The following is a 25931-nucleotide window of genomic DNA, read 5'->3' as shown; positions in this document are numbered from 1 at the left end:
CTGACGCGGGCAGATTTTCCCGCGCAAAGCGGAATGGCCAACCGGTAGCGCCGCTAGTTGCTGGCGCGCTCGGTAAAGGTGTCGATGCCTTCAATCACGCCGGGCTGGATATCCAGCCGCGCCACGTTGGCGTTAGGTGGGCCGTGGCTGGCCCAGTCCACCATTTCATCCACCGCATTGGCGTTGCCTTCGGCATGGATCTCCACCGTGCCGTCATGCCGATTGCGCACCCAGCCATACAGGCCCAGCCGTTTGGCTTCAAGGCAGGTGGCAAAGCGAAACCCCACTCCCTGAACATGTCCGTGGACCAGCAAGCGTTTGGCAACGGTCATTGTTCCGGTTCCTTTGCGCGGGCAACACAACTGTGGAGTGGCAGTTTGCGGGCAGGCTTAGTGCGGGATGTGTCCGCCAAACAAGCCGATTGCGCCAATGATGATGAGATAGATCGCCACAATGAAATTGAGCAAACGCGGCATGATCAGAATCAGGATACCGGCGATCAACGATACCAACGGGGCAAGATAGAGCTGGATATTCATGCACGTGCTCCTTGAAGGGCTGTCGGTTTTATAAATGACACCAGCAAGAACGGCAAGTTGCGTTGTTGCAAATCTCTTATACATGCATTGTGTTATGGGTAGCATGCTTGTAATGCAAGATACCTTGTTGTATAAAGCTCTCACGAAATCGGTGACGGCTGCCGAAGGGGAATAAACCAGGAATGAAGACGCAACTCAAGAAGGGCGCATTGGATATGTGCGTGCTGGCCGTACTGGCGCAGGGCGATAGCTACGCGTGGGCGATTGTTAACCAGCTGGCTGCCAGCATGGAGATCAGCGATGGCACCATTTATCCGTTGATGCGGCGGCTGCAGGATGAAAACTGGGTGTCTACTTATCTGGTTGAATCCAGCTCTGGCCCGTCCAGAAAATATTATCGGCTGACTGATGCTGGTCTGGAAAGCCTGGGGCAAATGCGCCAGGAGTGGAATGAATTCGTTACAGAAGTAGAAGGCGTCCTGAACGCCGCGCATAACGGGAGAGAACGCGAATGAACCAGAAAACGTTTTTGCTGCGGCTACGCGCCGGGCTCCAGCGTTTACCGGCGAAAGACATCAACGAAATCGTCAGTGATTACGAAGAATTTTTCCGCGACGGCACGGCAGAAGGGCATACCGAAGAAGAAATCGCCGCACGGCTGGGTGATCCGGAGCGCATTGCCCGCGAATTGAACGCGCGCTCGCAGCTGCAGAACTGGGAAAAGCGCAAATCGTTCCGTTCGCTGTGGGGCGTGGTTATGGCCTATGCCGGGTTGGGCGCGCTCAATTTTGTGCTGGCTTTCCCTTTGTTGTTCTGGCTGCTGCTCTTGACCTGCGGGTTTATCACGGCGGGCAGTCTGCTGCTGGCTGGGCTGATCTGCACCACGCTGGGCGTGACTCAATGGGCCTTTGGCTGGCCCGATAGCGAAAAAGTGGTGGTTTCGCACAAGCATCAGAAAAACATGGCTTCGGGCTCTGCCTCGATCATCATTGGTGACTCGGGCGTTGAAATCATTGGTAACGATGCGCAGGCGGTAAAGAACGCCGTCGACAAGGCCAGTGGTTCGGGCAGTTCGGTCAAAATCATTGCGGACAAAAAGAGCGGCACCGCATTGATTGATATCCAGGACAAAAATGGCTCCGTGCATATCTCTACCAGCAAACTGGCGGTAGATAGCGCTGACGATGCTGCCGATGCTGCTGCAGACAAAGCTGAAGCCGCAGCCGACAAAGCGGCCGAAGCGGCGGATCGTGAGGCAGACAAAGCAGAAGAAGCGGCCGATAAAGCGGCAGCAGCAGCGGATAATCCTGGCGACAAGCAAGCCGTGAAGGCCGCTGCCGATGCCGCGCGGGCCAAAGCGGCCGCAGCACACGCGGTGGTAGAAAAAGTGGCGGCCCAGCGTGAAGCCGAAGCCAAGGCACAACAGGCTGCTGCGGCGGCAGATCGGGCGGCGGCAAACCTCAACAAGTCGGCCAGCGCTGCCGATGACGACGAGGATGGTCCTGAAGTCGTCAAAAAAGTGCTGCATATTGGCAACGATGGCTACGACAAAAAGCTGTTGCCGATTGGCCTGGCACTGTTGCTCAGCGGTGGTTTGGGCATTGTGATCGCCGTGTTGCTGGCACGCTGGACTGCGCGTCTGGTCAGCCGTTTTATCCGCTATCAACTTGATTTGCTGGGCGTAAACAAAGCGGAGCAAACCGCCTCCTGATGATTGCGCCAGTCTGATCGCCTCGCGGGCCGGAGCCTATGCTGATAGAATTCCGGCCTTCGCAAGGTGTCCACAGCAATGTGGGTGAAACTGGGAATCAGGTGCGCCGTATCGATCAACCTTTGTAACGGGTTGATTTCAAATCGCTAATCCTGAGCTGCCCCCGCAACGGTAAGTCGTATCGAAAGCGTTCAAACAGGCCACTGACTCTTCACTAAAGAGTTGGGAAGGCGAACGCTGGAGCGACCAGCCCGGAGACCGGCCTTGCGTTAAAACGCACGCAATGTGCGCAACAAAGGCGGAAGGCGCGGGGTGCGGCTGGACGATGATCTGGCTCGGGCTAATCCCGGCGCTGCCGATCGCGTGTCTTCCGGAATATATTTATCGCCTGCGTGGGGCAGGCATCAGGAAGGCACCATGTCCACATTAAAAAAACATCCACTTCGCTTCACGCCGCTGGTTCTGGCGCTGGCCGCAACCGTCGCTTTTGCTGACGACGCCAGCGTACAACCCGTCATGGTCGTGACCGCAACGCGCATCGCTGCCAATCCGGACACACTGTCTAGCGACACCACCGTGCTGACCGCTACGCAATTGGCCAACAGTGGCGCGCAAACGCTGGGCGAAGCGCTGGCCACGGTGCCTGGTGTGCAGTTCTCCCGCTCTGGCGGTTTTGGCCAGCCAGCCAGCTTGTATATCCGCGGTGCCAATGCCAACCAGACGCTGGTACTGGTCGATGGCCAACGCATGGGCTCGGCGACCCTGGGTGGCACATCCTTTGATTTGATCCCGATTGCCAGCATTGATCACGTGGAAATCCTGCGTGGCCCGGCATCCAGTTTGTATGGCTCGGATGCGGTCGGCGGCGTGGTGCAGATTTTCACCAAGCGCGGTCAAGGCGCACCGCATGTGTGGGGTGGTGTTGAGTACGGCACCGACAGCACCTGGGGCGCCAACGCAGGTTTGTCGGCGTCGCAAGACGATACCCGCATCAGCCTGGGTGTGAGCCACAAGGAAAGCGAAGGCTTCAATGTGACCAAGCCTGCCAACACCTTCTACTACGAGCCGGATCGCGACGGCTGGCATCAAACATCGGCCAACTTCGATCTCTCGCATTTCTTTGGCGAAAGAAACGAACTGGGTATTCGCGGCCTGTATGTACAAAGCGACTCGGCATTTGACTCCGGTGGCCTTCCGCCTAACCCGTGGACGCGTGAAACGCAGACTAATCTGTCCGTTTACAGTCGCAACCAGATCACCGACGCCTGGAAGAGCACGCTGACGATTGGCCAGTCGCAAGATCAATCGCATGCGAATTCGTTCGACTACAACACCTTCCTGCCGTACACCAGCCGGTTTGATACCCGCCAGAAGCAAGTGAGCTGGGAAAACCGCATTGATAGCAGCGTGGGTAACTGGCTGCTGGGTCTGGAATACCTGAACGAATCGGTCACCAGCACCGCAACTTATGACGTCAACAGCCGCATCAACCGCGCCGCGCTGGCCGGTTGGCAGAATGACTTTGGCGATCATCATCTGCAAGCCAATATCCGTGCAGAAAACAACTCGCAGTTTGGCGATCAGACCACCGGCAATATCGGTTACGCCTGGAAGTTTGCCAAGCAGTGGCAATTCACCGCCAACGCTGGCACCAGCTTCCACGCGCCGACCTTCAACGATCTTTACTTCGATTGTGGCTACGTTTGCTCCAACCCGAACCTGCAGGCAGAAAAAGGTCGCTCGGCTGATCTGGGCTTGCGTTGGGATGCGGCGGGCTGGAACACCACCCTGGTCGGCTTTGAAAACCGCATTCGCAACCTGATCGTGCTGGATGCCAACAACAACTACATTCCGGAAAACCTGAGTGAAGGCAAAATTGTTGGTGCAACGCTGACCACCCAAGGCAAGCTGGCCGGGCTGGATATCGGCGGCAGCATTACGCGTCAGAATCCGTTTGATGCCGATACCGGTTTGTTGTTGCCGCGCCGCGCCAAGTTGTTTGGCGATGTGACGGTAGCGCAAAGCATTGGTATGTGGCGCTGGAATGCCGATCTGCAAGCGTCGGGCCAGCGCTATGACGATGCAGCCAATACCGCTGCCAACGAAATGGGCGGATACGGCATCCTGGGCTTGGGTCTGGATTACAAGATTGCCAAAACCTGGAAGGCCGGCCTGCGCGTCAACAACGTGTTTGACCGCGACTATGAACTGGTTAAAAACTACAACGTGCAAGGCCGTGCTTACTTTGTCACGCTGTCGTATGACGGTGCGGGCTTCTAAGGCGCACGCCACCGCTTGACGCAATCCGTTGTGTTTTAGCGATACCCGTAGCCCGGAGGATGAATCGGTTGCAATGCCGATAGCATTTCCGGGCTACAGTTTTATCCATTAGATGGCAGGTTGGGGCTGTGCCAGCCGCGTCAGTGGCCAGTCATCGTGCAATTTGTTTTTTCTGCCAATTGCAGTGCTGATTGGCGCAACCTCAGGACAACCATAAAAATCATGCTCGCCTTTGATATCTCGCCACTTGATGCTGACTTGGGCTTGGCCCTGCAACACCGCTTTGATCGCAAAACCAAACCGCTGGGCAGCTTGGGGCAACTGGAGAAACTGGCGGTACAACTGGGCCAGATCCAGCAGCGGCTTGATCCGCAAATCAACAAGCCGGCCATGCTGGTGTTTGCGGGCGATCATGGGCTGGCCCAGGCTGGTGTGAGCCCGTATCCGGCGGAAGTCACACCCCAAATGGTGCTGAATTTTCTGGCGGGTGGTGCGGCAATCAGCGTGCTTTGCCGCAGCAACAACATGAGTTTGCAAGTGGTGAACGCAGGCGTGAATGCCGAGTTCGCACCACATCCGTTACTGATTGATCGTCCGGTGGCCAAAGGCACCGCTAACAGTCTGAATGATCCGGCCATGAGCCGTGAACAAGCGCTACTGGCGATCAGCACCGGTGCCCGCATCGTCACCGAACAGGTTGAGGCGGGCAGCAACGTGCTGGGCTTTGGCGAAATGGGCATCGGCAATACCTCTGCCGCAGCACTGATCATGGCGCGTTTGACGGGCGAGCCCATCGTGGCGTGTACCGGGCGTGGCACGGGTCTGGACGATGCCGGTCTGATACGCAAGATTGACGTGCTGCAGCAAGTGCTGGCCAGACATGAGTCCGTCCATGACCCACTGGACGTATTGGCGGCGTTTGGCGGCTTTGAAATTGCCATGCTCACCGGCGCCTATCTGGCCGCCGCCAGCCAGCGGGTTGCCATCGTGGTCGACGGCTTCATCGCCACTTCTGCACTGCTGGTGGCCAGTCGCATTGTGCCGGGCGTGCTGGATTACTGCATTTTCAGTCACTGCTCCGGCGAAAATGGTCACAAGCTTTTGTTGCAGCACCTGGGCGTGCAGCAACCGTTGCTGGATCTGGGTTTGCGGCTGGGCGAGGGCAGCGGTGCAGCACTGGCATTGCCGCTGGTGCGCGCCGCAGCCGACTTGCTCAATCAGATGGCATCGTTCGATGAGGCCGGGGTGAGTGAGCGCGGTGCGTAATACGCTGCGGCATTTCTTTTGCGCTCTGGGTTATTTCACCCGCGTGCCGATCCCCGCGTGGGTGGGTTATCAGAGCGATGATCTGGATCACGCCGCCCGCTATTTTCCGCTCGTGGGTTTATTGGTAGGGCTGCTAGCGGCCGGGGTCTGGTTTGTCGCTCACCTGGTGCTGCCGCTGCGCGTGGCTATTTTGCTGAGCATGATCGCCACCATCTGGCTCACCGGTGCATTTCATGAGGATGGTCTGGCTGATTCGGTCGATGGTCTGGGCGGCGGTTATACCCGCGAACGCATGCTGGAAATCATGCATGACTCGCGCATCGGCACCTTTGGCGCGGTTGCGCTGTTGGCCGGTTTATTGCTGAAACTGGAAACGCTCGCCGCGCTGCCCGTAGCGTGGATCGCCCCAGCGATGATCGCCGCGCATGCCTTCAGTCGCCTGGTGGCAGCGAGTTTGCTGGCAACGCTGGATTACGTTCGCCCGGCGGGCAAAGCCAAGCCGGTGGCGACCCGGCTGGCGGGCGCGGGTTTGCTGGTGGCATTGATCTGTGGCGTGGCCGCGCTGGCGCTGTTGCCGTGGCAATGGGCGCTGGCGGCGCTTGTTGCCTGCCTGGTGCTGCGGACGTTGGTCGCTCGCTATCTAGCCCGAACATTAGGTGGTTATACCGGTGACACGCTGGGCATGACGCAGCAGCTGGCCGAACTGCTCTGTTATCTGGTGTGGTGCGCGTGCGCCTTTATCTGATTCGACATTGGCCAGTGCACGGGGGCGAAGGCATCTGTTATGGGCAGCTGGATTTGCCGCTGGCCCAGCCGCTCCAGCCCGAGATGATCGCCGCGTTGCGGCGGCAATTGCCCGCTGCAGCGCCGGTATTCAGTAGTCCCTTGCAACGCTGCCGCCTGCTGGCGGAGCGACTACATCCGGCGCCGAGACTGGACTCACGTCTGCAAGAGCTGGATTTTGGTCGCTGGGAAGGTCAACCCTGGCAGAGCATCGGCGCTGCAGCGCTGGATGACTGGATCGCCGGTGACTACAACGGAACGGCGCACGGCGGCGAGAGTCTGGCGGTGATGCAACAGCGCGTTTGGCAATGGGCCAACACAGCGGCGCAGCAGACTGATTCGGCCGTAGTTGTCACCCACGCTGGCGTGATTCGGGCGCTATGGTCGCGTCATGCGCCGATAGCAGATTGCCTGAAGCAACCTGTACCGCACGGCGAAATCCTCATACTGGACTGGCAATAAACAATGAAACAGCAACAGCACGCGGTGAATGGAGCACGGCCACAACCATGAGCACGACATTGATTCTGGGTGGTGCCCGATCTGGCAAAAGTGCGTTGGCGGAGCGACTGGCCGCGCAAATCGGCGCACCCGTCACTGTGATTGTGACTGCCCAGCCCCAAGATGCTGAAATGAACGAGCGCATTGCGCAGCATCGCGCCCAGCGCCCCGCGCATTGGAAAACCCTGGAAGCGCCCTGTGCTCTGGCCGAAGCGATTGAGCAGACTTGTACTGAAGGCCGCGTGGTGATTGCCGATTGCCTGACCTTATGGCTCAGCAATGTATTGTTCGGTGAGGGCGATGACTGGACGCGAGTGCCAGGGCTGGATTTGCCGCAATTGTTAGCGCAGGAGCGAGCCTTGTTGCTGCAGAGCTTGGGCTCGGTACAAGGTACTTTGCTGTTGGTCAGTAATGAAGTGGGTCTGGGTGTGGTGCCGCTAGGCGCTGGCAACCGGGTTTATGTGGATGAAGCAGGGCGCTTGCATCAGGCGCTGGCCGCGCAGTGCGACAACGTGATCTGGACGGCGGCGGGTTTGCCGCTGATCATGAAAGGGCAAATGCCTGTGTGAACCAGGCCTGGCCAACAGGCGGCACGCAAAAGCTTCGCGCAAAGAAAAAGGCCGCTTGCGCGGCCTTTTAGGGCTTTTTCCGAGGTCAAGAGGAGAGTCAGAATCCCTCGGCTTTTGCCAGCGCTTACAGTACCGGGGTCACGGCACGTTGGGCATAAACTGCAAAACCGGTGGCCGAAGTCTTTTGTACTGCCGCCTTGGTTTGTGCAGTTTGGGTGGACGGGGCAGCGTCCAGCTTGCTTGGGGTTACAGCGCGGAAAGCAAATTGCGCCATACCTTCTGTCTGGGTTGCAGCAACCGGAGCCGATTGGGTAACCGGAGTCACGGCGCGTTGTGCATATTGGGCCAGGCCATCAGCGGCTTGTGCGGCGCCAACTACACCAGCAAAGGTCAAAGTAACGAAAGCGATGTTTGCGAACTTGTTCATGATGTTTCTCCGATATGTTGTTTGATATGCGGTGCTGCTTCTTGGTGCTGCATCCATGAACGTCATGATATTCATTGCTCGCGTGTGGATAAATATCAATACTGTAGTTTGATAGTTTCCTGATAGTTAACAATTACCCCCTTGAAAAGCCGAATTCCAGGACGGGTGGGTAAAATTGTTGCCCGATATCGGTGCAATCGAATGGCGCGATCAATGCTTGGGTCGGGTTGGATGGTTTGAAAACTTTGGGGAAGGCATGGATACACTGGTAAGCATGAAGGTGTTCTGTCAGGTAGCTACGCTAGGTAGCTTTGTTGCCGCCGCCGAGCGCAGCGGGTTGTCCACGGCCATGGTCAGCAAGCATGTAAAACACCTGGAGACCCGACTGGGCGTGCGCCTGTTGAATCGCACCACGCGCAGCTTGAGCCTGACTGGCCCGGGCACCGTGTATTTTGAGCGCTGCCAGCACGCAATCAATGATCTGGAAGATGCCGAGACCTTGCTCAGCCAGAGTGCGGTCAAGCCACGCGGCACGCTGAAGATCAGCGCGCCTGCGGTATTCAGCGTGAACTACCTGGCGCCCGTGCTGGCTGACTACTACGCCCGCTACCCGGAGATGCGTATCGATCTGGATCTGAGCGACCGGGTGATTGATCTGGTGGAAGAAGGATTCGATGCGGCAATCCGTATTTCTGCCTCACCGCATCCGTCGCTGGTAGCGCGGCGGCTGGCGCAAATCAACTTGCTATTTGTGGCTGCACCAGAGTACCTGGCCAGGCACGGCGCCCCGCGCTCGGCCGATGAACTGGTCAATCATCAGTGCATTACCTACACGTATTCCAACAACGGTAATGCCTGGGTGTTCGACGGGCCGGATGGCAAGTTCTCGGTGAATATCACGCCGCGATTGCGAGTGAATAACGGGGAAATGGCCGTGCGGGCGGCGTTGCAGGGCTTGGGCATTACCGTGCAGCCGACCATTCTGATCCAGGAGCATATCCACGCCGGGACACTGGTGCCGATTTTGCTGGATTACCCGCGGCCGCCGATTTCGATTTACGCGGTTTACCCCAGTCGCACCTTTATCTCGGCCAAACTGCGCACCTTTATTGATGTACTGGTCGAGCACTTTGGCGATACCCCGCCGTGGGAAGACGAATCGCTCAAGGCGTATATCAAGTCCAAAGTGCGTGCCCGTCCGCCGATGGCTGAAAGCAAGGTTTGAACTGCTGCTGACCGCTCCAAAAACACTTTGCCCGCTACATATCTCAGGTAGCGGGCAAAGTGTTTGGGCGATGCAGAACGCTGGCGCCAACCGCATTTATTTGAGTGGCAGCACCTGTCCACGGATTTCACCGCCAGGGTTGGCGGCGGTGTGGACATTGAAGTACCACATGCCAGCCTGCAGTTCTTTGGCTTGATCATCGGTGAGTGTTGCCGTGCCTTCAATCGGGCTGACTAGCGCACCTTTCACCGGCACAGCCACACCCGCGTTGACACCGGCTGCGGCCGGGCCATGAAAGTGGGCAGCGGTGGCCGGACCGGTAAGGGCGCTGTAGTTCACCGTGTAGTTCATGACTTTGGTGTCGGTATCGTAGTTGACCTGAACGATACCGGTGCCGTTGCTTTCTTTGGGGGGCACTTCGGTGGCCGCGTTCAAGGTTGCGCTAAATGTCAAAGTGGCGGCAAACGTCGCGCAAGAGGCCATTGCCAGCAGGGCGGCGAGCAGAACAAATCCTTTGCGATACATGACGATTCTCCTGGACAACAAACAAGGTCGGGTTTGATTGTGTGGTGACATTGCCTCGTGGGCTGGCCTTAGCATAGTCCGCTTTGGCACATTGCCAAGCCGCGGACCGATGTTCACGCCGGTGGGCGGCATGACCACGCCTGAACTAGATCGCCTGGCGCGGGGTAAGCGGGGGCGCTGCCAGGAAAAACCGCTGGGTAAAGGCAAAGCCCGCCAGTACCGGCAGGACAGACAACACCACGGCGGCCATTAACATGCTGGTGGAAGTGGCAAATGGCCCGGTCAGATCGTGATAAACCCCAACCGCCAGTGGCAGTTTGTTCTGGCTGTTCAAGACCACAGCGGGCCACAGATAGTCGTTCCAGGAAGTCACAAAGGTAAGTACGGCCAGCGCCCCGATCATTGGCAAGGTGAGTGGCACGGCTACGCGCCACAGCACTTGCCATTCGCTGGCGCCATCAACCCGCGCGGCATCCAGCGTCTCGCCGGGTAAATCTTCAAAAGCCTGTTTGATCAGAAAAACGCCGAAAGCACTGGCGATATTGGGCAGCATTGCCCCCGCGTAACTATCCACCAAACCCAGCTTGATGCAGGTGATGAAATTGGGAACCAGCATGGTTTCGCTGGGCAACATCAACGTCACCAGCAGCACGCCAAACAAGACCTTGCGACCCGAGAACTGCATTTGTGCCAGCGCGAAACCACAGGGAATGGCCAGCAGCAATACGCCCAGCGTGGTGCCTCCTGCCAGGATCAGCGAATTGCGCAGATAGGTCATGAAGGGGATGGCAACCACCACGCGTAAAAACCATTCCGGCGTGATCTGATGCGCCAGAAATCCTTGCGGAAAACGCCACATAAAACTGGTATTGCCGGACAGCGCCACAGCGGTTGCCCAGGCAAAGGGAAAGATCGCAAACAGCGTAAACAGGGCGATCCCGACGGCGCGGCTACTTTGTAGTCCCAAGTGCTGCGTGTGTGTCATGGTCAACCTCCGCGTCGCAGCCAGCCTTGGGGGCCGAACACTCTGAATTGCACCGTGGCCAGCGCCAGACAAATCAGCGTGATGACCAGGCCAGCGGCGGCAGCCAGACCAAAACGCTGGCCAAAAAAGGCGGCCTTATACACAAACAGCAATGCCGTCGTGGTGTCGCTGGCCCCGCCATGAGCCAGCAGTAGCGGCTCTTGCAAGACCTTGAGCGCGTAAATGGTGGATAACAGCGTGCTCAATAGCACCACCGGTTGCAGCGCAGGCAGGGTAACGTGCCACAGCCGAGCCACGCGGCCTGCGCCATCCAGAATGGCGGCTTCGTGCTGATCCCGCGGCACGGACTGCAAGCCGGCCAGATATAGCACCATGTAAAACCCGAGGTTTTTCCAGAACGAAAAGAAGATCACCGCGCACAGGGCCAGATTGGGGCGACCAATCCAGTCGGGCTGCAGGTCTGCCGGAATCAGGTGCAGGGTTGCCAGCATGGCGTTAAGCAAACCGTCGTAATGAAATATCTGCTGCCACACCACGGCACTGATCGACATGGCGATAATTACCGGCACATAACACAGCGCCCGAATAGCCCCGGCCCCAGCAAACGGGCGATGCAGCAGCAGAGCCAGCAGCAATCCGCCAAGCTGCAATAACGGCACCAGCACCAGAAAGATCAGCGAGTTTTTGAGCGCTGCGCCGAACTCGACCTCATGCCAGGTCAGCATCACAAAATTGGCAAAGCCGTTCCATTGGGTGTGGCCGGTGCGGATGAAGTAATCGGTAAATGCCAGCCAGGCATTGAACCCCACCGGCCAGAGCGTAAAGACCGCGAACACCGCAAAAAACGGCGCAACAAACAGCCAGGCCGTTTGCGGCCGGACACCAGGCAAAGCCATGTTTGAATCCTCTGGAACGGGTCGATCTGCTGCCGACGCCGGTAGAGCACCATCTTATGGGAATTGTTGGTGGCTGCTTAACCCACTACTTTGCCGGGCTTGCCATGTGTGTCAGCAACGCTGCGGTCGCGGTCGCAAATTACGGCATGCTCCGGTTGTTCATTAACGCAAGGGACTGCCATGCCGCGCAAAACAAGGTGGGGGCTGGTTTTGATTGTCGTGGCCGCATTGATCGGTTGGGCAATTTACGCCTGGTTACCGCCCGCCATGCCCAAACCGGGGCAGATTGCCGCCAGCACGCCCAAAGCCCGGCAATACGTGCGCACGCCGTTTCTGGATGACTGGGATCAAGCGGATCTGGCCGTCATGGCGGATCACGCACGGCTTAATCCCGATCTGGCATGGCTGGAAGGCCCGACGCATCGGCGGGTGGTGGCACTGACTTTTGATGATGGCCCCAGCCCGTACACGCCGGATTTACTGGATGTACTGAAAAAGCATCATGTGAAAGCCACTTTTTTCTGGATGGGCAAACATCTGGAAGGGCGTGAAGAAGTAGTCCGGCGGGCGCTGGCCGAAGGCCACACGCTGGGCAACCACACTTATGATCATCCGGATATCTCCGGCACTAGCGAAGACTTCTGGTGGGGCGAGCAGATCAGCCGCACCCAGGATATTTACCAGCGCATCATCGGCAAGCGCCCGGTGTTGTTCCGTCCACCCTACGGCAAGATCGACGATGGCGAAATCAAGGCGCTGGGGCAGCATGGCCTGAAGACCATTTTATGGTCGGTGGATACGCAAGACTGGAACAAAAACCGCTGGTTGTTCGGTTCGCATTACATCGAGCGCTGGATTCAGACTTATATCCACCAAGAAGCCATCATCCTGATGCATGACGGCGGCGGGCGGCGTGATCAGACGGTTGAAGCTGTGGACGAGGTGATTCCGTGGCTAAAGGCAGCGGGTTATGAGTTTGTTACCGTGGATGAACTACTTGGCATCAAGCAGGCTTATCAATAATCTGCGGAGCCCAGCTGTTGTTTATCCAGGAGAGTAACTGATGTCCGGTTCCAGGTTTGCCCAAACCCCGGTAGCACCATATTACGCAGTGATCTTTACTTCGCAACGCGATACGTATGACCCCGATTACGATGCCACCGGTGCACGCATGCTGGAACTGGCGGCGCAGCAACCGGGGTATCTGGGTGTAGAAAGCGTGCGGGATGCAGATGGCTTCGGCATTACCGTATCGTATTGGGCCAGTCAGGAAGCCATTGCTCACTGGCGCGCTCACGGTGAGCACCGGGTGGCGCAAGAAAACGGCAAGCGCGACTGGTATGAACACTACGAAGTACGCGTGGCGCTGGTCGAAAGGGCGTGGTCGAAGCGTTAATTGAATTGCGCGCAGGGCGGCGCGCCACGGAGCCCGCCGTAACAGGTACCTGGTCGATTGGCGCCGGATAGATCAGGTACGGAGCGTTTCGGATGTTTTGAGCATCTCGATCATGGATGCCACCATGGGCAGCGCCTCATCACGCAGACTGAATTGATCCGGCATGAACAACCAGTTGTTCAGTACGCCGGTAAGAAAACTCAGCAGCAGGCAGTCAGCCCGAGCGACATTCAAGCCTGCCGGCAACTGGCCTTGCAAGATCGCCTGATGCAGCAATTCCTTGCGGCGCTCGGCACCATCTATCGTGGCTTCGCGGCGGCGAACGACGACCGCTTCGATGTCATCGGTGTATTCACACTTGTTAAACAGCACGTCAAAGACTCGGCGCTGGCGCTCGTCGGTTTCGGTATCTTGCAAAACCTGGACTAATGCGTCCTGCAACTGACCTAGCGGATTGGTGAAGTGGCCAGAGGCATCAGGCTGCAGTGCTTCTTCCAGCGGCAGGCAAATGCTGTCCGCCATTGCATTGAAAACAGCTGCCTTGTTCTCAAAGTGCCAGTAAATGGCCCCGCGGGTCAGCCCGGCGGCATCGGCAATGTCTGCCAGTGAAGTGCGTGAAACACCCTTGGCGCTGAATAATCTTTCAGCGGTATCCAGCAGCAGCGCTCGTGTTTCTGCTGCTTCTTCCTTGGTTTTGCGCGCCATCGTCGAACCTTCCCGGTGTAGCGCTGTCATTTCAAACAGCGATATTTAGTTTATGTTTTAACTATTTTTTCTTGTACACTTACCGACTAAATTAATTCTCGAACATACATACATCCGCGAATGTATGTATGTTACTATTGCCACATCGATTACTCAAGCCGCCTGTCCAGGCGGCTTGTTGTGTATGGCAGCCAGATTTTTATTAGCCGCCAGCACGGGTCCGTTTCTCTGTTTTTTTTCTGTATTTCTTCAAATTTTCCATGTTGCGGGGGCGCTCATGCGTGCACACACGAACCGGTTTCCTTTACGTTTAATGACGATAGCCGCGCTTGCGGCAATCACTACGCTGGCCGCTTGCGGTGACAAAGGCGCTGCACCCGCAGCGGCTGCGGGCCAGGCGCCTGAAGTCGGTGTGGTGACCATTTCGGCCCAGAATCTGCCATTGGCGGCTCAGTTGCCAGGCCGGGTGAATCCGGTGCGCGTGGCCGAAGTACGTGCTCGCGCCGCGGGCATTGTACTCAAACAGGCCTTTGTGGAAGGCAGCGACGTCAAAGCAGGGCAATTGTTGTTCCGTATTGATCCGGCTCCGCTGCAAGCCACGCTGGATAGCGCTAAAGCCAACGCCGATAAAGCCGATGCCGCACTGGCACAGGCCAAGCTGCAAGAGTCGCGCTACCGCGAACTGGTACCGGTACAGGCCGTGAGCAAGCAGGATTACGACAACGCCGTGATCGCGGTGAAATCCAGCCAGGCCGATCTGGCCGCAGCCAAAGCCGCCGTGCAAACCGCGCAACTGAACCTGAACTACACCACTGTGACTTCGCCTATTTCCGGTCGCGTGGGCAAAGCCCAGGTGACTGAGGGCGCGCTGGTCGGGCAGGGCGATGCCACATTGATGGCCACCGTGACCCAGACCGACCCGATTTACGTCGACGTTACCGAGTCTAGTACCGAAATCCTGCGTCTGCGCCGTGCTGTGCAGTCCGGCAAACTCAAGAATATTGATGGTGCCATCAAGGTCAATCTGGCGCTGGAAGATGGTTCGCTCTATCCGCTGCCGGGCAAGTTGCTGTTCTCTGATATCACCGTAGACCAGACCTCCGGCATGGTGACTTTGCGCGCTGAATTCCCCAACCCCAACCATGATCTGCTGCCTGGCATGTACGTGCGAGCCAAGCTGTCGCAAGCCGTGCAAGACAACGCGCTGACCGTGCCGCAAATGGGCCTGCAACGTACCTCCAGCGGTGATGCATCAGTGATGGTCGTCAACGCCGAGAACAAGGTAGAAGCGCGCCCGGTGGTGGCTGATACCGCCATCGGCAATGTCTGGGTGGTGACCAGCGGCCTGAAAGCGGGCGACAAAGTCATTGTTTCGGGCCTGCAAAAAGTGAAGCCGGGTGTTCAAGTCACCACGATAGATGCCACCGCATCTGCGCCTGCCGCTGCTTCTGCGCCTGCTGCCAAGTAATAAGGGGATGTAGCTCATGGCTCGATTTTTTATCGATCGCCCGATTTTTGCGTGGGTGATCGCCATTGTCATCATGCTCGCCGGGGTGCTGTCGATCCGCTCCTTGGCGATTTCTCAATACCCGCCGATTGCGCCGCCGTCGGTTGCCATTACCGCAACCTACCCGGGCGCTTCGGCCAAGACCGTTGAAGACACCGTAACCCAGGTCATCGAACAACAGATGAACGGGATCGATAACCTGGAATACATGGCTTCGACCAGTGATTCCTCGGGTGCGGTTTCGATCACGCTGACCTTCAAGAACGGGACCAGTCCGGATATCGCGCAGGTACAGGTGCAGAACAAACTGCAACTGGCCACACCGCTACTGCCGCAAGAAGTGCAGCAGCAAGGTATTCGCGTTGCCAAATCGACCAAGAACTTCTTGATGGTGCTCGGGTTTGTATCCACCGACGGCAGCATGAACAAGAACGACTTGGGGGATTACCTCTCCGCCAACGTGAAAGACCCGATCAGCCGCGTTGAAGGCGTGGGTGATGTCACGGTGTTTGGCTCGCAATACGCCATGCGCATCTGGCTGAATCCGAACAAACTCAGCAGCTTCCAGCTAACCACACTGGATGTCAGCAATGCAATTGCTGCGCAGAACGTGCAGGTGTCGGCAGGTCAGTTGGGTGGTGCACCGGCGATTGCAGGTCAGCAACTGAATGCGACCATCACCGCACAAACGCGTCTGCAAACCGCAGAAGAGTTCGGCAACATCTTGCTGAAGGTAAACACCGACGGCTCGCAAGTGCGTTTGCGTGATGTAGCGCGCATGGAGTTGGGTGGCGAAGATTACTCGATTGTCAGCCGCTATAACGGCAAGCCCGCATCAGGCCTGGCGATCAAGCTGTCTACTGGCGCCAATGCGCTGGATACCGCCAACGCCATCCGCGCCAAAGTGGATGATCTGCAAAAGTTCTTCCCGCAATCGCTGAAAGTGGTTTACCCGTACGACACCACACCTTTCGTCAAAATCTCGATTGAAGAAGTGGTGAAAACGCTGTTCGAAGCGATCGTGCTGGTGTTCCTGGTGATGTATCTGTTCTTGCAGAACTTCCGCGCCACGCTGATCCCGACCATTGCCGTGCCGGTGGTGTTGCTGGGTACGTTTGGCGTGTTGGCTGCGGCGGGGTTCTCCATCAATACGCTCACCATGTTCGGCATGGTGCTGGCCATCGGCTTGCTGGTGGATGACGCGATTGTGGTGGTGGAAAACGTCGAACGGGTGATGTCGGAAGAAGGCCTGTCGCCCAAAGAAGCCACGCGTAAATCAATGGACCAGATCACCGGTGCGCTGGTAGGTATTGCGCTGGTGTTGTCGGCAGTGTTTGTGCCGATGGCGTTCTTTGGTGGCTCGACCGGCGCGATTTATCGCCAGTTCTCGATCACCATCGTGTCATCCATGGTGTTGTCGGTGCTGGTGGCGTTGATTCTCACGCCAGCGCTGTGCGCGACCATTCTCAAGCCCATCGCCAAAGGCCATCACGCAGTCGATACCGGCTTCTTTGGCTGGTTCAACCGCATGTTTGATGCCAGCAACCTGAAGTATCAATCCGCCGTGCGCCGCATTCTGGCCAAGTCGGGCCGCTACCTGATCATCTACGTGGGCATCATCGCCATCATGGTGTTCCTGTTCATGCGTTTGCCAACCTCGTTCTTGCCGGATGAAGACCAGGGCATTTTGTTTACCCAGGTGCAGTTGCCGGTCGGTGCGACCCAGGAACAAACGCTGACCACCATCAAGAAAATGGAAGACCACTTCCTGGTGGATGACAAAGACAACGTTGAATCGGTGTTCTCGGTCGCAGGCTTCAGCTTTGCCGGTCGTGGTCAGAACATGGGTCTGGCGTTCGTGCGGCTCAAAGACTGGAGCGTGCGTAACAATGCCGACCAGAAAGTGGGCGCCGTAGCTGGCCGTGCCATGGCTGCGTTCTCCAAATACAAAGAAGCGCTCGCCTTTGCCTTTGCCCCACCGGCAGTGCTGGAACTGGGTAATGCCACCGGCTTTGACTTGCAGCTGCAAGACCGCGGGAACGTGGGTCATGCCAAGCTGATCGAAGCGCGCAACATGCTGTTGGGCATGGCGGCCAAGAGCCCGGACGTGGTTGCAGTACGCCCGAACGGCATGGAAGACACGCCGCAATACAAGATCGAAGTCGATAGCGAAAAAGCTTCGGCGCTGGGTCTGTCGCTGTCGGACATCAACAAGACGCTTTCCACTGCGTGGGGCTCGTCTTATGTGAACGACTTTATCGACAAGGGACGTGTGAAGAAGGTGTACGTGCAGGCCGACGCACCGTATCGCATGCTGCCGGAAGACGTGAACGACTGGTATGTGCGTAACGCCAAGGGCCAGATGGTGCCGTTCTCCGCCTTTGCCACCGCGCACTGGACGTACGGCTCGCCCAAGCTGGAACGCTACAACGGGATTTCCTCGGTAGAAATTCTGGGCTCGCCCGCGCCAGGCAAGAGTACCGGTCAGTCCATGAAAGCCATTGAAGAGATGATCGCCAAATTGCCGCCAGGCATTGGCTATGAGTGGACTGGTTTGTCGTACGAAGAACAGAAATCGGGTTCGCAAGCGCCAGCGTTGTATGTGATTTCGCTGCTGGTGGTGTTCCTGTGTCTGGCCGCGTTGTACGAAAGCTGGGCGATTCCGTTCTCGGTCATGCTGGTGGTGCCGCTGGGTGTAGTTGGCGCGTTGCTGGCGGCAACAGGTCGCGGTTTGTCCAACGACGTGTACTTCCAGGTCGGCTTGCTGACCACGGTGGGCTTGTCGGCCAAGAACGCCATTCTGATTGTGGAATTCGCCAAAGAACTGCATGAGAACGGCATGACGCTGGTCGACGCCACGCTTGAAGCCGTGCGCATGCGTTTGCGCCCGATTCTGATGACGTCGATCGCGTTTATCCTGGGTGTGTTGCCACTGGTGATCGCTCACGGCGCGGGTTCCGGCGCGCAGAACGCCATTGGTACCGGCGTGACCGGCGGGATGATCACCGCGATTGTGCTGGCGATCTTCTTTGTGCCGATCTTCTTCGTGGTCGTGCATCAGTGGTTCAAGATCAAGGAGCGCCCGCCGCTCCATCCAAATAGCCAATTGCACGCACCAACGCATGCGGAGGACCATAACAATGGCTAAGCAACTGATTCTGGCGGCCACGCTGGCCGCCGCCCTGAGCGCTTGCTCGATGGCGCCGACTTACGAGCGCCCGCAAAACCCGGTCAGTGTCGACTTCCCGCAAGGTGAGGCTTATGGCACGGCCAGTGCGCCAGCTGCGACCGCGCAAAAGCAGACCTTGGCGGCCGACATTGGCTGGCATGATTTCTTTGCCGATGCCCGTCTGCAAAAGCTGATTGAAATTGCACTGGTCAACAACCGTGACTATCGCGTTGCCACGTTGCAAGTCGAGAAAGCCCGCGCGCAGTATCAAATCCAGCGCGCGGATTTGTTCCCGACTGTGAACGCTGCGGCGGGCCAGTCGCGATCGCACACCCCGGCCGATCTTTCGAGCACCGGTACGCAATTTACCGGTGGTTCGTATTCGGCAGGCCTGGGCTTCACCGCGTATGAGCTTGATCTGTTTGGTCGTGTGCAAAGCCTGAAGAATGAAGCGCTGGAATCGTATTTCTCCACCGCTGAAGCGCAGCGTGCTTCGCAGATTACGCTGGTCTCTGAAGTGGCCAGTCAGTACCTGACTTTGCTGGCCGCGCAAGAGCAACTGCAACTGGCGCAAGACACGCTGAGCTCGTATCAACACACGCTGGATCTGACGCAGAAACGCTTTGATGTGGGTGCGTCTTCAGCCATTGAACTGGCTGTGGCACAAACCCAGGTCAATACCGCGCAGGGCTCGGTGGCATCAAGCACGCTGCAAGCCGCGCAGGCAGAAAATGGCCTGGTCTTGCTGATTGGTGAGCCATTGCCAGCCCAACTGCCCGCTGCCCAAACTCTGGGCACGCAAGGCTTGTTGACTGATCTGCCCGCCGGCGTACCGAGTGATTTGCTGGAACGTCGCCCGGATATCCTGCAAGCCGAGCACACGCTGAAAGCCGCCAACGCCGATATCGGCGCCGCCCGTGCCAACTTCTTCCCGCGCATTACACTCACGGGTAGTTACGGTACGTCCAGCGCAGAACTGGGTAATCTGTTCAAGGCGGGCCAGACGGCATGGAGCTTTGCGCCATCGATCACGCTGCCGATCTTTGATGCGGGTCGCAATAAAGCCACCCTGGACGTTTCCACGACCAGCGAGAAAATCGCTGTGGCGCAATACGAGAAATCGATTCAGTCGGCTTTTCGTGAAGTATCGGACGCGCTAGCCGCGCGCAATATGCTCGATCTGCAAATCAACGCCCAACAAGCACTGGTGAAGTCAGAAACCACACGTTATGACCTCTCCACCTTGCGCTTCACCAAGGGCGTGGATAGCTATCTGGCCGCGCTCGATGCTCAGCGTTCGCTGTTTACCGCGGAGCAGAACCTGATCACGCTGCGCTTGTCGCGCCTGACCAATCTGGTGACGTTGTACAAGGTGCTGGGTGGCGGTTGGGTGGCACAGACCGGCGAAACACCGCTTTCGCCGGGTGCGGCGAGTTAAGCCAGTCGCCAGCCGTTATTTAGCGCATTTAGCTGTATGAAAAAGTTGTATGAAAAAGCCTCGCCAGAAAAAATCTGGTGGGGCTTTTGTTATGTCGCTCGGTAACGGGATCAACCGTCGTGCACGCAATCAGTTAGCAACACTCACCGGTTTGCCGGCTTTCCAGTCTTCCAGTGCTTTCAAGGTGTTGGCGACGTGTTTGTCCGGATTCAGGGCCTGGTATTCGTAGATGATCTTGCCGTCAGGCGTAATCACAAACGATACCCGATCGGCCATCGACGTCTTGAATGCCAACACGGCGTCATAAGACTTCATGATTTTCTGATCGGCATCGGACGCTACCGGAAACTTGCTGCGACATTCGGAGACCGAAAACTTGTTCAGCGTGCTGATGTCATCTTTAGAGACACCAATCACCGTGGCACCCAGCGCCTTGTATTTATCCGTGGCATCGGCAAAGTCGTGAGCCTCAATGGTGCAACCCTTGGTGAACGCGGCAGGGTAGAAATACAGCACGACCGGGCCTTTCTTGAGTTCTTCGGCCAGCGTGTAGCTATAAACCTTGCCGCCTAGCGATGCCTGCGTGGTGAAGTCTGGTGCAGCTGAGCCAACGGGCAGGGCGGCCAGAGCGGCGGTCGAAAACAAGGTGCCGAAGACCAGCATGGCGATACGGTTTTTCATCAAATATCCTTTGCGGTCTTGGGCCGCGTTGATTCAGCACTATATTAGGCTACAGTAGCGCAGCGAAGTTGCCTGCCACTGTTACGATCGCGATGATCGCCCTATAAAAAGAGTCACTGCACAATGCCGCTGCCCGCTCAGAAATCCAGACCGTACGGACCGAAGGTTGAAATTGCGTCGTTGATCCTGGCTGGTTTGTTCATTGCCGGATCGCTCTTGTTGAATCTGATTCCGGCATTGTTCGCCGGCATGATTACCTTTGTGCTGATCCACACGCTGGCGCCGGTGGTTTCTCGCCTCGCCAATGGTTCGCGTGGGCGACTGCTGGCGGCTCTGTTACTGGCGACGGTGGTGATCGCTGCATTGGTTGGGTTGTCGCTGGCGGCATCTGCGTTTGTGCGCAGTGAAACGGGTTTGTCTGCGTTATTTCAGAAAATGGCGCAGATCATCGACGATGCATCCGACACCTTGCCCGACAGCATCGCCGCCTACCTTCCCTCTAACGCAGAAGAGGCGCGGCAGATGACAGTGGATTGGCTGCGCACCCATTCCACCGAGATGCGTCTGTTCGGCGCGCAAGCCAGCAAGGTGTTTGTACACGCCCTGATCGGCCTGATCATTGGCGCCATGGTGGCCATCAACGACATCATGCCGGAAGAAAACAGCAAGCCTCTGGCCGCCGCGTTACGCTGTCGCACTCGCATGTTTGGCCGCTCATTCAAACAGGTGGTGGTCGCGCAGGTCAGGATATCGGCACTCAACACTCTCTTTACCGGCATCTATCTGGCGGCGATTTTGCCCGCGTTCGGCGTGCATCTGCCGCTGACCAAAACCATGATTCTGGTGGCGTTTATCGTCGGGCTGCTGCCGGTGATTGGCAATCTCATCTCCAATACGGTTATCTTTGTGGTGAGTCTGTCGCACTCGCTGCCCATCGCTGTGGCCTCGTTGTTGTTCCTGATCGTGATACACAAGCTGGAATACTTTCTGAATGCGCGCATTGTCGGTAGCCGCATTCATGCCAGCGCATGGGAGCTATTGCTGGCTATGCTGATTGGCGAAACCATGTTCGGTATCGCCGGTCTGGCTTCGGCCCCGGTGTTTTATGCGTATATCAAGAGTGAGCTGGCGCTGCGGGATCTGGTTTAGCTCAGTGCTTTTTTTCGTAGCCCGGATTCGCGCAGCAATCTGGGGTACTGCCAAGGGGAATGCAAAGCGGGTGGTCGCGATATTCGCCCGCATTGCAACCCCGGATTCTCGCTACCCCGCGGCAACCGCCATAAGTGATATCTGATGGCTTTGTGGGAGTACCCCCGTGGGCTCGCTTCATCCGGGCTACGAAGCTGCGATTTCAGCGGGATTCCAAACTCAAACGGCAACGGTTTGGGCGTTCCGGCAATGCTCCAGCGTTTGCCGCAGAATCCGCAAACCGTTGCGAATCTCTACCTCCGTGCTGTTTAGCGCAGGCATAAACCGCAAACACTGTGGCCGTGGCGAGTTCAGCAGCAAGCCGTTGCGCCGGGCCGCATCCACCACTTGCGGGCCGATGGGCGCGGCCAGTTCCAGCGCCAGCAGCAAACCCGCTCCGCGCACTTCGCCAAGGTCCAGATCGTGGCTGATTTGTTGCAGTCCATCGGTTAGCTGTTGGCTGCGCAGTTCAATGTTCTCCAGGAAACCCGGTGCGATCAGTGCATTGAATACCGCTATGCCGACCGCCGCCGTGAGCGGGTTGCCGCAGAACGTGCCGCCCTGATCGCCATGTTCAAACACGCAGCAATGCTGCTTTGCCAGTAGTGCAGAGATCGGCACGCCGCCGCCCAGGCCTTTACCCAGCGTCATGATGTCTGGCTCGATGCCGTACTGCTGATAGCCAAACAGCGTGCCGGTACGTCCGCAGCCGGTCTGGATCTCATCCAGAATCAGCAGCAGATAGTGTTCATCGCACAATGCCCGCAGACCACGCATGAACGCCAGACTGGCCGGATTAACGCCGCCTTCACCCTGGATGGGTTCGAGCATGATCGCCACGGTTTGTGGGCCGATCAGCGCTCTGACGCTGTTCAGGTCGTTGAGTGTGGCCTTGGGAAAGCCCGGCACCTGCGGCGGAAAATAAGTGTCCCAACCCGGCTTGCCCGAGGCGGACATCATGGCGATGGTGCGACCATGAAACGCCTTGCCGAAGGTGATCACTTCAAACGCGCCTTGCTTGTGCAGCTGTCCCCACTTGCGCGCCAGCTTGATCGCGCCTTCATTGGCTTCGGCACCGGTATTGGCCAGAAACACCTGATCCATTGCGCTGTGTTGTACCAGCAAGCTGGCCAGCTCGGCGGCGGGCAGATTGTGAAACGCCGGGCTGGAGGTAATCAGCGTACTGGCCTGGCGCGCCAGCGCCGCGACGATGACATCCGGGGCGTGACCCAGACAATTGACCGCCCAACCTTGCATCCAGTCCAGATAGGCCAGCCCGGCCTCGTCGTACAAATACGAACCGGCGCCGCGAGTAAACACAATCGGCGGGCGTTCGGTAATGGGCATGAGATGCGTGGTGTTGCGGGTCAAACCGGTCATCATCTTCTCCGTGCAAAGTAGTTGGGTCGTCGATCGGGTAAAAGGGGCGGCGCAAAACGAAACGGGCCGCGAGTTGTTAAGCTCGCGGCCCGTTGTCTGGTCTTGTCTTCAGTAACGCTGGTTAGTCAGGGGACTGCTCCAGTGTTGTGAGACACGCCCATGGCAACGCGCCACGGCCCGCGATTGAGGCTCGGCGGGCCGCGTTGTTGCGTCGGAGTTGGGCGTGGTGGGAATTCATGTTTTTTATCCTGCCGGGGAAGCGGGGTTTATGTCAACGGGGTAAGCAGGAATTTTTCTGCGGCGCAAACGGGCCGTTGGCCATGACGTGGGTCCAGCACCACATCATGGCAAAGCCCGTTGCCAGGCAATACTCAGAGAGTGACCTTCTCCCGCGATCCACCCCAAACCGCCAGCAGGGCGTCGCTTTCCGCAATGCTCACCGTTTCAGCCAGCGCAGCGCGCTCCCAAGCTTGCATTGCCGGGTGCGCGAGCATGGTGTCGCGATACTGCGCGGCGACGGCGGGCAAGGGCACGTTGTAACAGTAAAAGCGCCAGACCACCGGGGCGTACATGGCGTCGGCAATGCTGAACTCGCCAAACAGATAAGGGCCATCAGTCGTCGCAAAGCGGGTGCGGGCCTCTTGCCAGATGGCGCAGATGCGATCGACATCGGTCTGGATGTTTTCTGGCAAGGGTTTGCCGACAGCGCGCAATTTGACGTTCATCGGCATATTGCCGCGTACGTTGCCAAAGCCAGCGTGCATTTCAGACGAAATGGCGCGGGCAAAGGCGCGGGCGTGTTTGTCGGCAGGCCAGGCTTGCGGGTATTGCTCGGCAATGTATTCACAGATCGCCAGGCTTTCCCAGATACGGATATCACCTTCATGCAGACAGGGCACCAGACCGTTGTCGGAATAGGATCGGTGACTTGCGTTAGGGCCAAGCCCGCTGACCTGCACCGGAATCTCCACAAACGGGATACCCAAGTGCCGCAACAAAATCCAGGGCCGCAGCGACCACGACGAATAGTTTTTGTAACCGATATACAGCGTGTAAGCCATTAGATAGTCCTGTCAGGAGTCAAACAAATCGCGGCCGCAATACGCGGGCGGCGGCGCAGATGTCGCGCCAGAGTGAGCAAGCCACGGGCACTGGCCAACAGCAGCCGGTAAGCCCAGCCAGGAGGGGTAGGAATGATCTGCAACTCGCCATGGCCTTCGATCAGCGCAACGCCGGGTGCCAGTTGGGCGCGCTCTTTACCATGCAAAATAATATCGCGCGAAACACCGGAGATGGTGATCCAGGCTTCGCCAGACTCACAGGCGACGCTGTAGTGCTCGTGCCGGTCTAGCCGCAGCAATTCGCCGTTTTGCAAAATGATTCTGGTTTGCATGATAGCCCTCTTCAGGTAATGACATTTACATGAGGTTGACTATATCCGCAGAATTGCTTGACAAAAACCGATATATTTTCGATCTTTATGTGAATAAAACTAACGGACCGCGCTGTGAACCCCCTTCCTCCTCTTCCTGCATTGCGGGCTTTTGAAGCGGTATCGCGTCTGGGCAGCGTGGTCCAGGCTGCCGATGAGCTGTTTGTTACTCACGGCGCCGTCAGTCACCAGTTGCGGGCGCTGGAAGAATTTCTGGGCGTCGCGTTGTTTGAGCGCCAGGGAAAGCGGCTGATTTTGACCGATGAGGGCCGCGTATATGCCATGCAGATTCGCATTGCGCTGGGCGAAATCGGTGAGGCAACGCAATGGGTGCAAGCCGGCCCGCGCCCAAATGAACTGGTGATCTCGGTACTGCCTTCATTTGGCTTGCACTGGCTGGTGCCGCGCTTGCCAGACTTCAGCCGCCGCCATCCGGAATACCGTTTGCGCTTGCGCGCCGGGCTGGCCGTAGACGATTTGCGGGGCGGTCTGGTGGACGTGGCAATCCGCATGGGTAATGGCCAGTGGCCGGACGTCAAGCAACTGTTTTTGCTGGAGGACCGTTTGCTGGTGGTCGCGGCCCCGCACTTCAATGGTGGCGATTTACCGCAGACCGCAGCGCAGGTAATGCGTTGTCCGGTGGTGCGCTCGGTAGAGAACTGGCGGCCGTGGTATATCGCGGCGGGTATCGACGGCCCCGAGCCCAATGGCCTGAATTGCAATGACTCCAATTTGTTATTGCAGGCGGTGAAACTTGGGCAGGGCATAGCACTGACGCGACTGTCGCTGGTGGTCGATATGCTGCGAACCGGCGAGTTGGTGCAGCTGACTGATATCTCGATGCCTTATCCCAATCGCGGATACTGGCTGGTGTGGCCGTTGCGCACCGAGGGCACCCGCAAGTTGCAGGATTTCTCGGCCTGGCTGGTGGAACAAGTGGCGCAATATCTGGCGCAATTGCCCGCATCGTTGCAAGGGGAGTCAGCTGTCGCCACGTCGTGAATCGGCAATACAGCAGCGGAAAATGAGGTTGATTCGAATGCGGATATTTTCTGTAATTGGCATATTTTTGGTGCAATTGTCGGCAAGTTGACGTCATTTTCAGTGCTGCTAAGTGATCGCGGAAGAGAAACTCCCGCCAACGTGGAACAAAACCGGGTTTTACCTGGTCGAGCATTGCACTGGCCAATATGTAGCCGATCGGCAGATCAACCACCTGGCGCCAACGGTTAGACGCCGCGCATAATAGCCAGCCCGCAGCGCTGCGCCGTTTTGAATCGGCGCATCAGCCCTTTCCCCGAATACAAACAAGCTGAGCGTGTTGTTTG

General features: G+C 57.6%; 26 protein-coding genes and 1 riboswitch. Of the genes, 15 read left to right on the top strand and 11 right to left on the bottom strand.

Translation table 11 applies throughout. From position 1 onward, the window contains the following. Positions 1-53: 53 nt before the first annotated feature. Positions 54-332 (bottom strand): acylphosphatase, encoded by a 279-nt coding sequence (locus N7220_RS03425; protein WP_283150079.1) that lies wholly within the window; start codon positions 330-332, stop codon positions 54-56. A gap of 57 nt (positions 333-389) precedes the next feature. Continuing rightward, positions 390-539, bottom strand: coding sequence for a DUF3096 domain-containing protein (locus tag N7220_RS03420; protein WP_283150078.1), 150 nt, complete (start codon positions 537-539; stop codon positions 390-392). 182 nt (positions 540-721) lie between these two features. Here N7220_RS03420 and N7220_RS03415 point away from each other — a divergent pair, with 182 nt between their 5' ends. The 7 genes from N7220_RS03415 to cobU all read left to right on the top strand — a co-directional run bounded on the left by N7220_RS03415 (position 722) and on the right by cobU (position 7649). Then, a complete protein-coding gene (locus N7220_RS03415) occupies positions 722-1054 on the top strand; it encodes a PadR family transcriptional regulator (RefSeq protein ID WP_283150077.1) in 333 nt (110 codons plus the stop codon). Beyond that, on the top strand, positions 1051-2250 hold the full coding sequence (locus tag N7220_RS03410) for a DUF1700 domain-containing protein (RefSeq protein WP_283150076.1): 1200 nt from the start codon (positions 1051-1053) through the stop codon (positions 2248-2250). The genes N7220_RS03415 and N7220_RS03410 overlap by 4 nt, the downstream gene beginning before the upstream one ends. Before the next feature lie 47 nt (positions 2251-2297). Further along, a riboswitch (cobalamin riboswitch) is annotated at positions 2298-2531 on the top strand. Between the two features lie 136 nt (positions 2532-2667). Beyond that, complete coding sequence (locus N7220_RS03405) at positions 2668-4530, top strand: TonB-dependent receptor domain-containing protein (RefSeq protein WP_283150075.1); 1863 nt, start codon at positions 2668-2670, stop codon at positions 4528-4530. Between the two features lie 222 nt (positions 4531-4752). Then, complete coding sequence (cobT, locus tag N7220_RS03400; protein ID WP_283150074.1) at positions 4753-5796, top strand: nicotinate-nucleotide--dimethylbenzimidazole phosphoribosyltransferase; 1044 nt, start codon at positions 4753-4755, stop codon at positions 5794-5796. Further along, positions 5780-6541, top strand: a complete 762-nt coding sequence (locus N7220_RS03395; RefSeq protein WP_283150073.1) for an adenosylcobinamide-GDP ribazoletransferase — start codon at positions 5780-5782, stop codon at positions 6539-6541. Before cobT ends, N7220_RS03395 begins: the two co-directional genes overlap by 17 nt. Continuing rightward, complete coding sequence (locus N7220_RS03390; protein ID WP_283150072.1) at positions 6526-7041, top strand: histidine phosphatase family protein; 516 nt, start codon at positions 6526-6528, stop codon at positions 7039-7041. The genes N7220_RS03395 and N7220_RS03390 overlap by 16 nt, the downstream gene beginning before the upstream one ends. A 47-nt stretch (positions 7042-7088) precedes the next feature. After that, positions 7089-7649, top strand: a complete 561-nt coding sequence (cobU, locus tag N7220_RS03385; RefSeq protein ID WP_283150071.1) for a bifunctional adenosylcobinamide kinase/adenosylcobinamide-phosphate guanylyltransferase — start codon at positions 7089-7091, stop codon at positions 7647-7649. 124 nt (positions 7650-7773) lie between these two features. Here cobU and N7220_RS03380 read toward each other — a convergent pair whose 3' ends face one another. Further along, complete coding sequence (locus N7220_RS03380; RefSeq protein ID WP_283150070.1) at positions 7774-8076, bottom strand: hypothetical protein; 303 nt, start codon at positions 8074-8076, stop codon at positions 7774-7776. A gap of 256 nt (positions 8077-8332) precedes the next feature. Between N7220_RS03380 and N7220_RS03375 the strand changes: the two genes are divergently transcribed. Next, positions 8333-9301: a LysR family transcriptional regulator gene (locus N7220_RS03375; RefSeq protein WP_283150069.1), complete on the top strand. Its 969-nt coding sequence runs from the start codon at positions 8333-8335 to the stop codon at positions 9299-9301. Positions 9302-9397: 96 nt separating this feature from the next. Here N7220_RS03375 and N7220_RS03370 read toward each other — a convergent pair whose 3' ends face one another. The 3 genes from N7220_RS03370 to N7220_RS03360 form a co-directional block, all read right to left on the bottom strand. Beyond that, a complete protein-coding gene (locus tag N7220_RS03370; protein ID WP_283150068.1) occupies positions 9398-9826 on the bottom strand; it encodes a CHRD domain-containing protein in 429 nt (142 codons plus the stop codon). A 145-nt stretch (positions 9827-9971) separates the two neighbouring features. Beyond that, complete coding sequence (locus N7220_RS03365) at positions 9972-10811, bottom strand: carbohydrate ABC transporter permease (RefSeq protein WP_283150067.1); 840 nt, start codon at positions 10809-10811, stop codon at positions 9972-9974. Positions 10812-10813: 2 nt separating this feature from the next. Continuing rightward, positions 10814-11707: a carbohydrate ABC transporter permease gene (locus N7220_RS03360; RefSeq protein ID WP_283150066.1), complete on the bottom strand. Its 894-nt coding sequence runs from the start codon at positions 11705-11707 to the stop codon at positions 10814-10816. Positions 11708-11887: 180 nt separating this feature from the next. Here N7220_RS03360 and N7220_RS03355 point away from each other — a divergent pair, with 180 nt between their 5' ends. Next, positions 11888-12730, top strand: coding sequence for a polysaccharide deacetylase family protein (locus N7220_RS03355; RefSeq protein WP_283150065.1), 843 nt, complete (start codon positions 11888-11890; stop codon positions 12728-12730). A gap of 40 nt (positions 12731-12770) precedes the next feature. After that, on the top strand, positions 12771-13103 hold the full coding sequence (locus N7220_RS03350; protein ID WP_283150064.1) for an antibiotic biosynthesis monooxygenase family protein: 333 nt from the start codon (positions 12771-12773) through the stop codon (positions 13101-13103). A gap of 72 nt (positions 13104-13175) precedes the next feature. On the opposite strand, the gene N7220_RS03345 is transcribed toward N7220_RS03350, so the two are convergent. Then, the gene (locus N7220_RS03345; protein ID WP_283150063.1) at positions 13176-13808 is read right to left on the bottom strand and encodes a TetR family transcriptional regulator; all 633 of its coding nucleotides are present in this window, start codon (positions 13806-13808) and stop codon (positions 13176-13178) included. 277 nt (positions 13809-14085) lie between these two features. Here N7220_RS03345 and N7220_RS03340 point away from each other — a divergent pair, with 277 nt between their 5' ends. From N7220_RS03340 to N7220_RS03330, 3 genes are read left to right on the top strand one after another with little or no spacing between them, the layout of a single operon-like run. Beyond that, positions 14086-15276, top strand: a complete 1191-nt coding sequence (locus N7220_RS03340) for an efflux RND transporter periplasmic adaptor subunit (RefSeq protein WP_283150062.1) — start codon at positions 14086-14088, stop codon at positions 15274-15276. A 16-nt stretch (positions 15277-15292) separates the two neighbouring features. Continuing rightward, entirely contained in the window at positions 15293-18463 is a 3171-nt protein-coding gene (locus N7220_RS03335) for an efflux RND transporter permease subunit (RefSeq protein ID WP_283150061.1), read from the top strand. Next, positions 18456-19922 (top strand): efflux transporter outer membrane subunit, encoded by a 1467-nt coding sequence (locus tag N7220_RS03330; protein WP_283150060.1) that lies wholly within the window; start codon positions 18456-18458, stop codon positions 19920-19922. The genes N7220_RS03335 and N7220_RS03330 overlap by 8 nt, the downstream gene beginning before the upstream one ends. A 129-nt stretch (positions 19923-20051) precedes the next feature. On the opposite strand, the gene N7220_RS03325 is transcribed toward N7220_RS03330, so the two are convergent. Beyond that, entirely contained in the window at positions 20052-20603 is a 552-nt protein-coding gene (locus N7220_RS03325; RefSeq protein ID WP_283150059.1) for a peroxiredoxin, read from the bottom strand. Positions 20604-20726: 123 nt separating this feature from the next. Between N7220_RS03325 and N7220_RS03320 the strand changes: the two genes are divergently transcribed. After that, positions 20727-21752, top strand: a complete 1026-nt coding sequence (locus N7220_RS03320) for an AI-2E family transporter (RefSeq protein ID WP_283150058.1) — start codon at positions 20727-20729, stop codon at positions 21750-21752. Positions 21753-21971: 219 nt separating this feature from the next. On the opposite strand, the gene N7220_RS03315 is transcribed toward N7220_RS03320, so the two are convergent. From N7220_RS03315 to N7220_RS03305, 3 genes are all read right to left on the bottom strand, one after another. Beyond that, positions 21972-23171, bottom strand: a complete 1200-nt coding sequence (locus N7220_RS03315) for an acetylornithine transaminase (RefSeq protein ID WP_283150057.1) — start codon at positions 23169-23171, stop codon at positions 21972-21974. Between the two features lie 371 nt (positions 23172-23542). Then, on the bottom strand, positions 23543-24232 hold the full coding sequence (locus N7220_RS03310) for a glutathione S-transferase family protein (RefSeq protein ID WP_283150056.1): 690 nt from the start codon (positions 24230-24232) through the stop codon (positions 23543-23545). Then, the gene (locus N7220_RS03305) at positions 24232-24564 is read right to left on the bottom strand and encodes a DUF2917 domain-containing protein (protein ID WP_283150055.1); all 333 of its coding nucleotides are present in this window, start codon (positions 24562-24564) and stop codon (positions 24232-24234) included. The genes N7220_RS03310 and N7220_RS03305 overlap by 1 nt, the downstream gene beginning before the upstream one ends. Before the next feature lie 114 nt (positions 24565-24678). On the opposite strand from N7220_RS03305, the gene gcvA reads away from it, so the two are divergent. Then, positions 24679-25605 (top strand): transcriptional regulator GcvA, encoded by a 927-nt coding sequence (gcvA, locus tag N7220_RS03300; RefSeq protein WP_283150054.1) that lies wholly within the window; start codon positions 24679-24681, stop codon positions 25603-25605. Positions 25606-25931 lie beyond the last annotated feature (326 nt).

It is taken from the genome of Silvimonas soli (assembly GCF_030035605.1).
GTDB classification, from domain to species: Bacteria; Pseudomonadota; Gammaproteobacteria; order Burkholderiales; family Chitinibacteraceae; genus Silvimonas; species Silvimonas soli.
Note: the sequence above shows the minus strand (reverse complement) of the source record. Positions and strands in the feature narration are given on the sequence as shown.